This is a genomic window from Brevibacterium sp. HMSC24B04 (assembly GCF_001806835.1).
Lineage (GTDB): Bacteria > Actinomycetota > Actinomycetes > Actinomycetales > Brevibacteriaceae > Brevibacterium > Brevibacterium ravenspurgense.
In genome coordinates, this window is record NZ_KV786071.1 from 1 (window position 1) to 11566 (window position 11566).

13 protein-coding genes are annotated in these 11566 nt (G+C 64.7%); 10 read left to right on the plus strand and 3 right to left on the minus strand.

Annotated features, from left to right (window positions below):
* Window positions 1–164 precede the first annotated feature (164 nt).
* The 4 genes from HMPREF3092_RS01775 to HMPREF3092_RS01790 are packed head-to-tail and all read left to right on the plus strand — an operon-like array spanning window position 165 to window position 3296.
* Entirely contained in the window at window positions 165–524 is a 360-nt protein-coding gene (locus tag HMPREF3092_RS01775) for a Cd(II)/Pb(II)-sensing metalloregulatory transcriptional regulator CmtR (protein ID WP_070423644.1), read from the plus strand.
* Complete coding sequence (locus HMPREF3092_RS01780; protein WP_176745677.1) at window positions 521–2434, plus strand: heavy metal translocating P-type ATPase; 1914 nt, start codon at window positions 521–523, stop codon at window positions 2432–2434. Before HMPREF3092_RS01775 ends, HMPREF3092_RS01780 begins: the two co-directional genes overlap by 4 nt.
* Window positions 2431–2973: a signal peptidase II gene (lspA, locus tag HMPREF3092_RS01785; RefSeq protein WP_019175588.1), complete on the plus strand. Its 543-nt coding sequence runs from the start codon at window positions 2431–2433 to the stop codon at window positions 2971–2973. The genes HMPREF3092_RS01780 and lspA overlap by 4 nt, the downstream gene beginning before the upstream one ends.
* On the plus strand, window positions 2970–3296 hold the full coding sequence (locus tag HMPREF3092_RS01790; protein ID WP_070423646.1) for a thioredoxin domain-containing protein: 327 nt from the start codon (window positions 2970–2972) through the stop codon (window positions 3294–3296). Before lspA ends, HMPREF3092_RS01790 begins: the two co-directional genes overlap by 4 nt.
* Before the next feature lie 26 nt (window positions 3297–3322).
* Here the strand turns inward: HMPREF3092_RS01790 and HMPREF3092_RS01795 are convergent, their stop codons facing one another.
* Window positions 3323–3565, minus strand: coding sequence for an LLM class flavin-dependent oxidoreductase (locus HMPREF3092_RS01795; RefSeq protein WP_019175590.1), 243 nt, complete (start codon window positions 3563–3565; stop codon window positions 3323–3325).
* 103 nt (window positions 3566–3668) lie between these two features.
* Between HMPREF3092_RS01795 and HMPREF3092_RS01800 the strand changes: the two genes are divergently transcribed.
* Complete coding sequence (locus tag HMPREF3092_RS01800; protein WP_019175591.1) at window positions 3669–4796, plus strand: DNA recombination protein RmuC; 1128 nt, start codon at window positions 3669–3671, stop codon at window positions 4794–4796.
* Between the two features lie 42 nt (window positions 4797–4838).
* Here HMPREF3092_RS01800 and HMPREF3092_RS01805 read toward each other — a convergent pair whose 3' ends face one another.
* Window positions 4839–5894 (minus strand): 4-hydroxy-3-methylbut-2-enyl diphosphate reductase, encoded by a 1056-nt coding sequence (locus HMPREF3092_RS01805; RefSeq protein ID WP_019175592.1) that lies wholly within the window; start codon window positions 5892–5894, stop codon window positions 4839–4841.
* Between the two features lie 118 nt (window positions 5895–6012).
* Here HMPREF3092_RS01805 and xseA point away from each other — a divergent pair, with 118 nt between their 5' ends.
* Entirely contained in the window at window positions 6013–7335 is a 1323-nt protein-coding gene (gene xseA / locus HMPREF3092_RS01810) for an exodeoxyribonuclease VII large subunit (protein ID WP_070423647.1), read from the plus strand.
* Complete coding sequence (locus HMPREF3092_RS01815; protein ID WP_070423648.1) at window positions 7328–7585, plus strand: exodeoxyribonuclease VII small subunit; 258 nt, start codon at window positions 7328–7330, stop codon at window positions 7583–7585. Before xseA ends, HMPREF3092_RS01815 begins: the two co-directional genes overlap by 8 nt.
* An 84-nt stretch (window positions 7586–7669) precedes the next feature.
* Here the strand turns inward: HMPREF3092_RS01815 and HMPREF3092_RS01820 are convergent, their stop codons facing one another.
* Window positions 7670–8239 carry a DUF4245 domain-containing protein gene (locus HMPREF3092_RS01820; protein ID WP_070423649.1) on the minus strand — a complete coding sequence of 190 codons (570 nt, stop codon included), beginning with the start codon at window positions 8237–8239 and terminating at the stop codon, window positions 7670–7672.
* Window positions 8240–8338: 99 nt separating this feature from the next.
* On the opposite strand from HMPREF3092_RS01820, the gene glpX reads away from it, so the two are divergent.
* Genes glpX through HMPREF3092_RS01835 form a run of 3 tightly spaced genes read left to right on the plus strand, consistent with a single transcriptional unit; the run spans window position 8339 to window position 11522 of the window.
* Entirely contained in the window at window positions 8339–9469 is a 1131-nt protein-coding gene (gene glpX / locus HMPREF3092_RS01825; RefSeq protein ID WP_070423650.1) for a class II fructose-bisphosphatase, read from the plus strand.
* A complete protein-coding gene (locus HMPREF3092_RS01830) occupies window positions 9469–10122 on the plus strand; it encodes a carbonic anhydrase (protein ID WP_070423651.1) in 654 nt (217 codons plus the stop codon). The genes glpX and HMPREF3092_RS01830 overlap by 1 nt, the downstream gene beginning before the upstream one ends.
* Complete coding sequence (locus HMPREF3092_RS01835) at window positions 10119–11522, plus strand: class II fumarate hydratase (RefSeq protein ID WP_082784787.1); 1404 nt, start codon at window positions 10119–10121, stop codon at window positions 11520–11522. The genes HMPREF3092_RS01830 and HMPREF3092_RS01835 overlap by 4 nt, the downstream gene beginning before the upstream one ends.
* Window positions 11523–11566 lie beyond the last annotated feature (44 nt).

The following is an 11566-nucleotide window of genomic DNA, read 5'->3' on the forward strand; positions in this document are numbered from 1 at the left end:
CGCTGGGTCGCTGGCCTCGTGGAGACCTGGAAGGACCGCGGGCTGCCGAAGTGGCCGCGCTGGCGAAAGTAGGCGACCAGGGTTCCCGAGGGAAAGCGCGCGGAGCGCGTGCGGCAGCCCTGGCGAGTCGACAATAAGTCAGCCAACACTGTATAGTTCAGTGCATGCTGACTGTTGCTTCTCGTCTCGACGTCATGAACCGGCTCGGCCGGGCCATGGCGGACCCGACGCGCTCCCGGATTCTGAGGACCCTGCTCGACGGCCCGAGCTACCCGGCCGTGCTCTCGCGCGAGCTGGAGCTGACTCGCTCGAACGTCTCCAACCACCTGACCTGTCTGCGCGACTGCGGCATCGTCGTCGCCGAGCCGGAGGGGCGGCAGACGCGCTACGAGATCGCCGTCCCGCATCTGGCGGCGGCGCTCACCGCACTGGTGGACGTGACGCTCGCTGTCGACGAGCACGCGCCCTGCGTGGACTCTTCGTGCACAGTGCCGGGTTGCTGCGGGACGGGGGCGGGCGAGTGAGCGCGGCGTGCGGCTGCGAGCACGACGAGCCTGAGACCACTTCGGGAGAGGAAGCCGAGGAGGCGGCGCGTCCCTGGTGGCGGGACCGCGGGATCATGGTCCCGGTCTTCTCCGGCGTCGCGTTCCTGACCGGCCTGGTGCTGGAGTGGGCGGGGCTGGAGGTCCCGGCGCTGGTGCTGTTCTGGATCGGTCTGCTGTTGGGCGCGTCGACCTTCACCCCGGGCGCGATCCGGAAGCTGTTCAAGGGCAAGCTCGGCATCGGCCTGCTGATGACGATCAGCGCGGTCGGCGCGGTGATCCTCGGGTATGTCGAGGAGGCCGCCGCCCTGGCGTTCCTGTACTCGATCGCTGAGGCGCTGGAGGACAAGGCCATGGACCGTGCCCGCGGCGGGCTGCGGGCGCTGCTCAAGCTCGTCCCGGAGACCGCGACCATCCGCCGCGACGGAGCATCGGTCGAGGTCTCGGCGAAGGACCTGGCTGTCGGTCAGCTGATGCTGGTGCGGCCGGGTGAGCGGATCGCGACCGACGGCATCGTCCGCACGGGACGCTCCAGCCTGGATACGTCCGCGATCACTGGCGAGTCGATCCCGGTCGAAGTCGAACCCGGCGACACCGTCTCCGCGGGCGCGATCAACACCGCTGGGGCGCTCGAGGTCGAGACGACCGCGGCGGGCACCGACAACTCGCTGACCACGATCGTCGACCTGGTGGAGAAGGCGCAGGCAGAGAAGGGCGACCGCGCCCGCCTCGCCGACCGCATCGCCCGGCCCCTCGTCCCGGGCGTACTGATCCTCGCCGCCCTCGTCGCGATCATCGGGTCGCTGCTCGGCGACCCGGAGCTGTGGATTACCCGCGCCCTCGTCGTGCTCGTGGCGGCATCTCCCTGCGCGCTGGCGATCTCGGTGCCGCTGACCGTGGTGGCCGCGATCGGGTCGGCGAGCAAGTTCGGCGTGATCATCAAGTCCGGGGCCGTGTTCGAACGGTTCGGCGTGATCCGCCACGTCGCCGTCGACAAGACCGGCACCCTGACCCGCAACGAGCCCGCCGTCACCGCCGTCCTCACCGCCGAGGGCGTGACCGAGAAGCAGGCGCTGGCCTGGGCCGCCGCGCTCGAGCAGCACAGCACACACCCCCTTGCGGCCGCGATCACCGCCGCGGCCCCCGGGGCCTCCGCGGCTGACGGTGTGACCGAGCAGGCCGGGCACGGCATCGAGGGAACCCTCGACGGTGCGCGGATCACGGTCGGCAACCCGCGCTGGCTCGACGCCGGGACGCTCGGCGAGCAGGTTGCTGGGCTGGAGGAGCAGGGCATGACGGTCGTGATCGTACACCGCGACGGCACGCCGGTCGCCGCGATTGGCGTCCGCGACGAGCTGCGTCCCGAGGTCCCCGAGGTCGTCCGCACCCTCGCCGCACAGGGCATCGGGGTCACCATGCTCACCGGCGACAATGCTCGCACCGCCCGCGCCCTCGCCGCCCAAGCCGGGATCGGCAACGTGCGTGCCGAGCTGCGCCCGGAGGACAAGGCCGCCGCGATCGCAGAACTCGGCGAGAAGGGGGCTGTGGCGATGATCGGCGACGGCATCAACGACGCTCCCGCCCTCGCCGCTGCCGACATCGGCATCGCGATGGGCGCGACCGGCTCGGATGCCGCGATTGAGTCCGCCGACGTCGCGTTCACCGGCCACGACCTGCGCCTGCTGCCGCGTGCGTTCGACCACGCCCGCCGCGGACGGCACATCATCAACCAGAACATCATCCTTTCGCTGCTGATCATCACCGCCCTGCTCCCGCTCGCCCTCTTCGGCGTCCTGGGGCTCGCGGCCGTGGTGCTCGTGCACGAGATCGCCGAGGTCGTCGTGATCCTCAACGGCCTGCGGGCTACCCGGACCCGGAAGAACGCCGCGTGACTGCGCAGAACGCCGTTGTCGTCGAGTCGACGGGCGGGGCATCCACGAGGAGCAGGCAGGCGCTCGTCGTCGCGGCGCTCGCTCTGGCGATCGATCAAGGCTCGAAGGTCCTCGCCGCGGCGCAGCTGACCCAGGGCGAGCGGATCCCGCTGGTCGGCGACCTGTTCGGGCTGTCGCTGGTCTACAACCCCGGAGCCGCGTTCTCGATCGGTTCCGGGGCCACCTGGATCTTCACGATCAGCGGCCTCCTCGCCGCCGTGGCGGTGGTCGTGTTTGCCGCACGGATGCGCGGGGCGCGGTGGGGCGTCGCGCTGGGGCTGGTCCTCGGCGGCGCGGTCGGCAACCTCGTCGACCGGCTCGTGAACTCGCCCGCGTTCGGGCAGGGGCACGTCACGGACTTCCTCGCCTACGGCGACCTGTTCGTCGGGAACGTCGCCGACGTCTTCGTCGTCGCCGGTGTCGGCCTGGTATGTCTGAACCTCCTCACGCAGACCCCTCGCACGACAGCTGAGGGTGAACGAACGGAAGAAGCTTCATGAAGGTGGAACTGCTGCACATCGCCGGCTGCCCGAACACGGGAATCGCCGAAGCCAACGCACGGGCAGCGCTGGACGCTCTCGGACTCGGGGCCGTGCCTGTCGAGCTGGTGACGATCGGGACCGAGGCCGAAGCGGCGAACACTGGGTTCGGAGGCTCGCCTACGATTCTCGTCGACGGCATCGACCTGTTCCCGACAACACTCGTTCACTCACTGGCGTGCCGTGTCTATGTGGCTGAGAACGGTTTCGCCGGCGCACCGGCGACAACACAGATCGATGAGGCGTTGCGCGACCGCATGCAAGGCGGCGAGAGCGACCGATAAGGCGAGTGTTGCAACCGCGACATGCGCTAGCGCAGGCCGATGACATCAGTGCCGACTTCGATGTTGCGCGTCTTGGCCGCAATCGTTGCCAGCAGCGGCATGGGCGAACCCGACTGCGGCGCAAAGTGGTGAACACGGAAATAGGCGCCGTTGACACCAAGTTCGTCAGCACCCTGCGCGATATCAACCGCGTCAGTGAGCATCTGTTTGGCATCAAGGTCACTGCCCGGCGCGTAATGCCCGAAGCTGAGGAATCCAAAAGACTTCATGCCCGCCAAGCAAAGTTGAACCTTTGACTATTCCGCGGGGGTTGAATCTGATCCAAAAACAGCTGCCCCTGGTTATGTCAGTGCCTCAGTGCACACTGGGGACATGACTACAGCAGCACTCATCACCGCCGTCGTCGCAGCGATCGTCTTCCTCGCGCTCGGTGCTGTTATCGGCTACCTGTTCGGATCAGCACGCACCCGCTCGGAAATGTCCACCAGGCTCGCTCAAGCGGAAACAGCCCGGCAGCTTCTGACTGACCGTTCCGAGGCGCTGGAGGCTGATGCGCGCCTTGCCGGTGAACTCACCGGTGCTGTTGGTCCGCTTGCCGCCGGGGTGCGCCGGCTGCAGGAAGACCTCACGGAAACAGAGCGTCAGCGCATTGAGCAGATGACCAGGCTGAGCGAACAGCTCACTCACCTCAGCCAGCAGAACCGAGACCTACGCGAATCCACTGGACGGCTGGGCCAGGTGCTCAACGCAACCTCATCCCGCGGCGCATGGGGTGAGGTCCAATTGCGCAGAATCGTCGAATACGCGGGCATGCTTCCGCACGTCGACTTCGACACTCAGGTCAGCGTCACCACAGCAGATTCCGCATTCCGCCCCGACATGGTCGTCAACCTGCCCCACGGCGGCACCATCGTCGTCGATGCGAAAGCACCGCTGTCAGCACGCCTGCGTGCAGAAGACACCGGAAAGTCAGCCGCAGACGAACACACACGCGCTTTTCTGCGGCACGTCGACTCACTGGCGTCAAAGGAGTACTGGAAGCAGTTCGCCGCTTCCCCGGACTTCGTCGTCTGCTTTGTGCCCAGTGACTCTCTCCTGTCCGAGGCAGCTGCCGCCTACCCGCAGCTCATCGAACAGGCAATGTCGCGCAACGTCGTCATTGCCTCCCCTTCGACCCTCCTCGTGCTGCTGAAGACCGCAGCCATGGGCTGGCGGCACGAAGCCATCAGCAGCTCCGCAGAAGAAGTCCTGCAGTTGGGCCGGGAACTCTACGACCGCGTGGGAACGCTTGCCGGTCACGCAGCCCGAGTCGGTACGGCACTGCAGCGAGCGGTCGGCGACTACAACACGTTCATTGGGTCCTTTGAAAGCAGGTTCCTGGTAACTGCACGGAAGTTCACCCACACAGGCCTGAGCACCGAACAGATCGATGCCCTGCCCGGTCTCGACGCCGCTGTGCGCAAACCCAGCGCAGACGAACTCAGCCGGCCAGATCACTGATCTGGCCGGCTGAGCGGCAGGCTGTGTGACGTTTAAGAAACGTCAGCGCAGGTCGTGTTCGCGGTCCGCGCCATCCTTCTTGTTTGACGTCTTGTGTCCGGCAGCCTTGAGGTCCTTGCGCAGTTCGCGCGGCAGCGAAAACATCAGGTCCTCGGTAGCGGTCTGCACTTCTTCGACATCCGTGTAGCCGTACTCGGCCAGAAGCTTCAGCACTCCCTGCACCAGAACCTCGGGAACAGAAGCACCGCTGGTCACACCGACGGTGGCAACATCGTGGAACCACTCTTCGTCGACTTCGCGCGCAAAGTCCACCCGGTGTGCAGCCTTCGCTCCGGCTTCTAGAGCAACTTCAACAAGACGCACCGAGTTCGACGAATTCGCCGAACCCACAACGATCACCAGATCCGCCTGGGGTGCAATCTTCTTCACCGCGACCTGACGGTTCTGGGTGGCGTAGCAGATGTCATCACTCGGCGGATCCTGCAGCTGCGGGTAGCGCTCACGCAGAATATTGACCGTTTCCATGGTTTCGTCCACCGACAGGGTGGTCTGCGAAATCCAAATGAGCTTTTCGGGATCACCCAGATCGACGGTGCGAGCCTCATCCGGGTTCTGCACCAGCACGATGTGGTCGGGGGCTTCGCCCATCGTGCCCTCGACCTCTTCGTGACCGTCGTGGCCCACGAGGACGATCAGGTAGCCCTCTTTGGCAAAGCGGATAGCTTCACGGTGCACCTTGGTCACCAGCGGGCACGTGGCGTCAATCGTCTCGAGATTGCGTGCGGCGGCCTTGGCGTGCACCTCCGGAGACACACCGTGGGCAGAGAACACCACGCGCTTGCCTTCGGGAACATCATTGGCGGAATCAACGAAGATCGCACCGCGCTCGGTGAGAGTCTCAACAACGTGGCGGTTGTGGACGATCTCCTTCCGAACATAAACGGGCTCACCATAGTGCTCAAGGGCACGTTCAACGGCGATGACAGCACGATCAACGCCCGCGCAGTAACCGCGGGGAGCCGCCAGCAGAACCTGCTTAGCGCTCTCGGGCTGTCGGATTTCACTCGGCTCTTTGCGCACACGAGGCATGGCCGGCATAGGAACGCTTACAGTACTCACGCCACCATTGTAGGAAGCGCCTATGAGAATTCTGTGTCAGCACCTGGCGTTAGACTTCCCGACAACCCCAAGCGACGGCAGCAGAAGCGGAGGAAGCGTGGCACAGCGGATCAGCGGAACCCCGGGAACACTGGGCGCGCACACCCCACGCCCCCTGCCCGCACTGGCCGGCGACACCACGGCGGACAACCCGTGGCCCCTGGCTCTTCTGTCGCGCAAGATGAAGGAGTACATCGACCGCATGTCGGTCGTGTGGGTCGAGGGCCAGGTCATCCAGTTCAACCGGCGCGGCCGGGTCAGCTACTTCACACTGCGGGACCTCAACGAAGAAATGTCGCTGCCCGTACAGGTGTTCAACGACGTCCTCGAAAGACTTGAATCCCCCATCGAAGAGGGCTCGCACATCGTCGTGCAGCTCAAAGCCGATTTCTGGGGCAAAGCCGGACGCCTGTCCATGCGGGCACGCGATATCCGCCCGGTGGGTCTGGGCGAACTCCTCGCCCGGCTGGAACGTCTGCGCCGTCAACTGGCCGCGGAAGGCCTTTTCGACCCGGCCGCCAAAAAGCCGCTGCCGTTCCTGCCCGGCAGAATCGGGCTCATCACCGGACGGAACTCAGATGCCGAAAAGGACGTCCTGCGCAACGCGACACTGCGCTGGCCGGCCGTGCAGTTCGAAGTTCGCAACACCGCGGTGCAGGGAACAACCGCGGTCGGCCAGATCATCAGCGCGCTGCGCGAACTCGACAGCGACCCCACCATCGACGTCATCGTGATCGCCCGCGGCGGCGGAAGCATGGAAGACCTCCTGCCGTTTTCAAACGAAACGCTCATCCGCGCCGTCTCTGATGCCACCACCCCCGTGGTGTCAGCCATCGGACACGAAGCCGATAACCCCATCCTCGATGAAGTCGCGGACCTGCGCGCGTCCACGCCGACGGACGCTGCCAAGCGCATCGTGCCGGACGTCCACGAAGAGAACATGAAGATCCTCCAGGCCCGCGCCCAGCTGGACGGAGAGCTGGAAAGGTTCATCGCTCGCGAACTCACGGCACTGGAATCCGTGCGATCCAGGCCCGTGCTCGCCGAACCGCAGCAGATGATCACCTCGCGCCAACAGGATGTCGAAAACTGGCGCGAACGAGCCTGGCAGCTGGGCAATGCGGCAGTGCAGTCCGGCTTGGCGGAAGTCCAACACCTGCGCACCCAGGTTCGCTCACTGTCGCCGCTGAACACCCTGGCCCGCGGCTACGCCGTCGTGCAGAGCGCTGACGGAACAGCCGTGCGCTCAGCGGAAACACTTACACCCGGCGATCACCTGACAATCACAGTCGAACGCGGTGTCTTCACCGCCGACGTCACCGAAATCACCAACACCGACGGCCCCGGACGCCCCACGGAAGGAACAGATTCACATGACTGAGAACACCATGCCTGATAACACCACCGCACCGTCCGACGCGCAGAACATGAGCTACGAACAGGCGCGCGACGAACTCGTCACCGTCGTGCGCACGCTCGAAGGCGGCAACCTGCCGCTGGAGGAATCACTGCGCCTGTGGCAGCGCGGAGAAGAACTCGCCGACAGGTGCCAAGCCTGGCTCGACGGTGCTCGCGAAACCCTCAACGAGGCTCAGGCCAAGCGCGAAAACAACACGGAGTCCGCTGAATAAAGGCTGCGGCGTCAGCGGCGGTTACCGACCGCTCAGCGACCTTCAGCGGACGCGCTGAAGCAGCAAAACCAGCGGAAGAACCACTCAGCCGTTCAGCTGTTCGACTGCCTGCTTCGCGTACTCGTGGTAGCTCTCCCACCGGGCTGAGCCCTTGAAAACCACCGTTGTTCCGGCAATTTTGCCGACCAGCGCCTGCTGGGTGAGATCCTTCGATTCGTATTCGGTGAACGTCACCCCGTCGATTTCTGACTTTCCGCGTTCAACAGCGTCGTCGAGAACGGAGGCGAGCCAATCATCGTCCCCCTGAGACTGGCGCACAGAAACCCACTGATCCTGCGGACCGACCATCGACACGTACCACGTGTCCGCCTCGGGGTGGCCCATCTTGGTGAAGTGGGCGTCATTGGCGTTCCAGTCCTCAAGCAGCTGCGGTGTGTAGAGATCGAAGCCCGCGTGATCCTCGGCAGCCTGGCCGATCGAGGCAACATCAACGCTGCGCGTGGGATCGCCCTTCGGCTGCGGAACGAGCATAAAAACAACGAACACCACGCCGAAGCAGACGAGCAGGGCAATGACCATGTTGACCCAGTTCGACGTCAGGCGGATCTGGCGCATTTCTTCCCGCGAACCGGGAACGGGCTTCTTCTCAGACACGCCCCCTATTGTCTCTGAGCCCGAACGCAAACGCACACCCACCCACCCCTTGGCCCATCTGAGTTCGCTGTGTCACAGCCGGGTGGCACAATAAGGACTATGAGCACCAGCGAAACACCGGCAGAAAACCCGACTGTCAAAGGCCACCACAACGGCGGACGGGCTTCTGCCCCGCCTCAGGCCGTCACTGATGAATGGACGCAGCGTCTGCGCACGCAGGCCGGCGAACCCGACCGCAACCTCGCACTCGAACTCGTCCGTGTCACAGAAGCCGCCGCAATCGCGGCCGCTCCCTGGGTGGGCCGCGGCGACAAACTGGCCGCCGACGGCGCCGCAGTTGCCGCCATGCGCAATGTCATTTCGACCGTCACCATGAACGGCACCGTTGTGATCGGTGAAGGCGAAAAAGACGAAGCCCCCATGCTGTACAACGGCGAAGCAGTCGGCAACGGCGACGGTGCTCTGTGCGATGTCGCAGTCGACCCAATCGACGGCACCACGCTGACAGCCAAGGGCATGCCCAACGCCATTTCCGTCATGGCGGTCTCTGAAGACGGCTCCATGTACGACCCTTCGGCTGTCTTCTACATGGAAAAGCTCGTGGTCGGACCCCAGGCAGCGGACTACGTTGACCTTCGCCTGCCGGTGGACGAAAACATCCGCCGCGTCGCCAAGGCCAAGGGCAACCCCGGCAACCCGTCCTCCGTCACCGTCGTCGTCCTCGACCGCCCCCGCCACAAAGACCTCATCCAGCAGATCCGCGACGCCGGCGCACGCGTCAAGCTCATCTCCGACGGCGACGTCGCGGGCTCCATCGCGGCCTGCCGCCCCGGCACCGGAATCGACATGCTCATGGGCATCGGCGGAACCCCCGAAGGCATCATCTCGGCCTGTGCTATCAAGGCCCTCGGCGGCGTCATCCAGGGTCGCCTGTGGCCACAGGACGACGCTGAACGCCAGGGTGCCATCGACGCGGGTCTCGACGTCGACGCGGTGCTCAGCACCGACGACCTCGTCACCGGCGACAACACGTACTTCGTCGCCACGGGCATCACCGGCGGCGACCTCCTGGGCGGTCTTCGCTACGAAGGCAAGCGCGTCGTCACCGAATCGCTCGTCATGCGCTCGAAGTCCGGCACGGTCCGCACCGTCATGGCCGAGCACCTTCTTGAGAAGACCCACTCCTACGAAGAAGCGGCAAAGGAAGCCGCTGCGCGAGGTCTGGTCTGATGCCGGCACGCAATCTTTCTCCGCAGCAGGCACTCGACCACCTGATGGAAGGCAACAAGCGCTTTGTTGCAGACACCCCGTCGCACCCCAACCAGAACTCCAAGCACCGCAGCACGCTGACCGACCACCAGCACCCCTACGCAACACTGTTCGGCTGTGCTGATTCGCGCGTTGCCGCGGAAATGATCTTCGACGTCGGTCTTGGCGAAATGTTCGTCGTCCGCACAGCCGGCCAGGTCACGGACGCGGTCACCATCGGCAGCCTCGAATACGGGGCATCCTACCTCGGCACGCCGCTGCTGATCGTGCTGGGCCACGACAGCTGCGGGGCTGTAACCGCCGCAGTCGAATCCCTCGAAACCGGCGAAACGCCCAATGGATTCGTCTACGACGTCGTCTCACGACTCCTGCCGACCGTCATCCACGCTCGTCGCGACGGCTTCAATGACATCGGCGGCGCTGTACACCAGAACACCGTCGACACGGTGCACCTGCTGTACGAACGCTCTCAAATCCTCAAAGAGCTGGTCGACTCCGGCCAGCTCATGATCGTCGGCATGACCTACAAGCTCAAAGACGGCCGCGCCAAGATCGTCGCCCAGATCGGCGGCGAAGCGGCCACGGAAAAGGAACTCACGGAGGCAGCACAGTGACAGAATTCCGCATCGAACACGACACCATGGGCGAAGTCAAAGTCCCCAAGGACGCCCTCTACGCCGCGCAGACCCAGCGCGCCGTCGAGAACTTCCCCATTTCGGGCAAGACCCTCGAAAACGCCCATATCGCAGCTCTCGGTCAGGTGAAGAAAGCCGCGGCGCGCGCCAACCAGGAACTTGGCGTTCTCGATGCCGAGCGCGCCGAAGCCATCGCCCAGGCAGCTGACGAAGTCATCGCCGGCAAGCACAACGGCGAGTACCCCATCGACGTGTTCCAGACCGGTTCGGGCACATCCTCGAACATGAACACGAACGAAGTCCTGGCCAACCTCGCCACCCAGATCCTCAAGGACAAGGGCATCGAGGTTCACCCCAACGACCACGTGAACGCGTCCCAGTCCTCCAACGATGTGTTCCCCACCTCGGTGCACGTCGCCGTCACCGGCGCACTGGTCAACGACCTCATCCCGGCTATGCGCACGCTCGCCGAATCGCTGGAAAAGAAGGCCGAAGCCTGGAAGGACGTCGTCAAGGCCGGCCGTACGCACCTGATGGACGCCACACCTGTGACGCTCGGCCAGGAATTCTCCGGCTACGCCGCACAGGTTCGCATCGGCATTGAGCGCATCGAAGCTTCGCTCCCCCGCGTGGCTGAAGTCCCGCAGGGCGGCACCGCAACCGGCACCGGCATCAACACGCCCGACGGCTTCTCCAAGCGCGTCATCGAACTGCTGGCCGAACAGACCGGCCTGCCCATTACGGAAGCGCGCAACCACTTCGAAGCACAGGCCAACCGCGACGGCCTCGTGGAGGTCTCCGGTCAGCTGCGCACCATTGCCTACAGCTACATGAAGATCAACAACGACCTGCGCTGGATGGGTTCGGGCCCTAACACGGGTCTGGGCGAAATCCACATCCCGGACCTCCAGCCCGGTTCGTCGATCATGCCCGGCAAGGTCAACCCGGTCATCTGCGAAGCCGCAATCATGGTTTCGGCTCAGGTCATCGGCAACGACACCACCATTTCGCTGTCCTCGACCAACGGCGCCTTCGAACTCAACGTGGGCATCCCGGTCATGGCTGCGAACCTGCTGGAATCCATCCGCCTGATGGCCAACACCTCGGTCGTCATGGCTGAAAAGATGATCGACGGCCTGACCGTCAACGAAGAGCGCGCCCGCTTCCTCGCCGAAGCATCGCCGTCGATCGTGACCCCGCTGAACAAGGTCATCGGCTACGAAGCAGCTGCAGCAATCGCCAAGCACGCTGTTGCAGAGAAGATGACGGTCAAGGAAGCCACCATCGACCTGGGCTACGTCGAAAACGGCACCATCACGGAAGAAGAGCTCGACAAGGCTCTTGACGTGATGACCATGGTCGGCAACTACAACCGCTGACGCAGCGCTGGGCAAGCCGGTCTCGGCGAGCCCCTGACAGCAGA

Excerpts from the sequence above, each read along its gene's own strand:
- HMPREF3092_RS01830 (WP_070423651.1), top strand. The coding sequence starts at position 9,469 with ATGCCGGCACGCAATCTTTCTCCGCAGCAGGCACTCGACCACCTGATG.
- HMPREF3092_RS01805 (WP_019175592.1), bottom strand. The coding sequence starts at position 5,894 with ATGCCGGCCATGCCTCGTGTGCGCAAAGAGCCGAGTGAAATCCGACAG.
- HMPREF3092_RS01795 (WP_019175590.1), bottom strand. The coding sequence starts at position 3,565 with ATGAAGTCTTTTGGATTCCTCAGCTTCGGGCATTACGCGCCGGGCAGT.
- HMPREF3092_RS01775 (WP_070423644.1), top strand. The coding sequence starts at position 165 with ATGCTGACTGTTGCTTCTCGTCTCGACGTCATGAACCGGCTCGGCCGG.
- HMPREF3092_RS01790 (WP_070423646.1), top strand. The coding sequence starts at position 2,970 with ATGAAGGTGGAACTGCTGCACATCGCCGGCTGCCCGAACACGGGAATC.
- glpX (WP_070423650.1), top strand. The coding sequence starts at position 8,339 with ATGAGCACCAGCGAAACACCGGCAGAAAACCCGACTGTCAAAGGCCAC.
- HMPREF3092_RS01815 (WP_070423648.1), top strand. The coding sequence starts at position 7,328 with ATGACTGAGAACACCATGCCTGATAACACCACCGCACCGTCCGACGCG.
- HMPREF3092_RS01800 (WP_019175591.1), top strand. The coding sequence starts at position 3,669 with ATGACTACAGCAGCACTCATCACCGCCGTCGTCGCAGCGATCGTCTTC.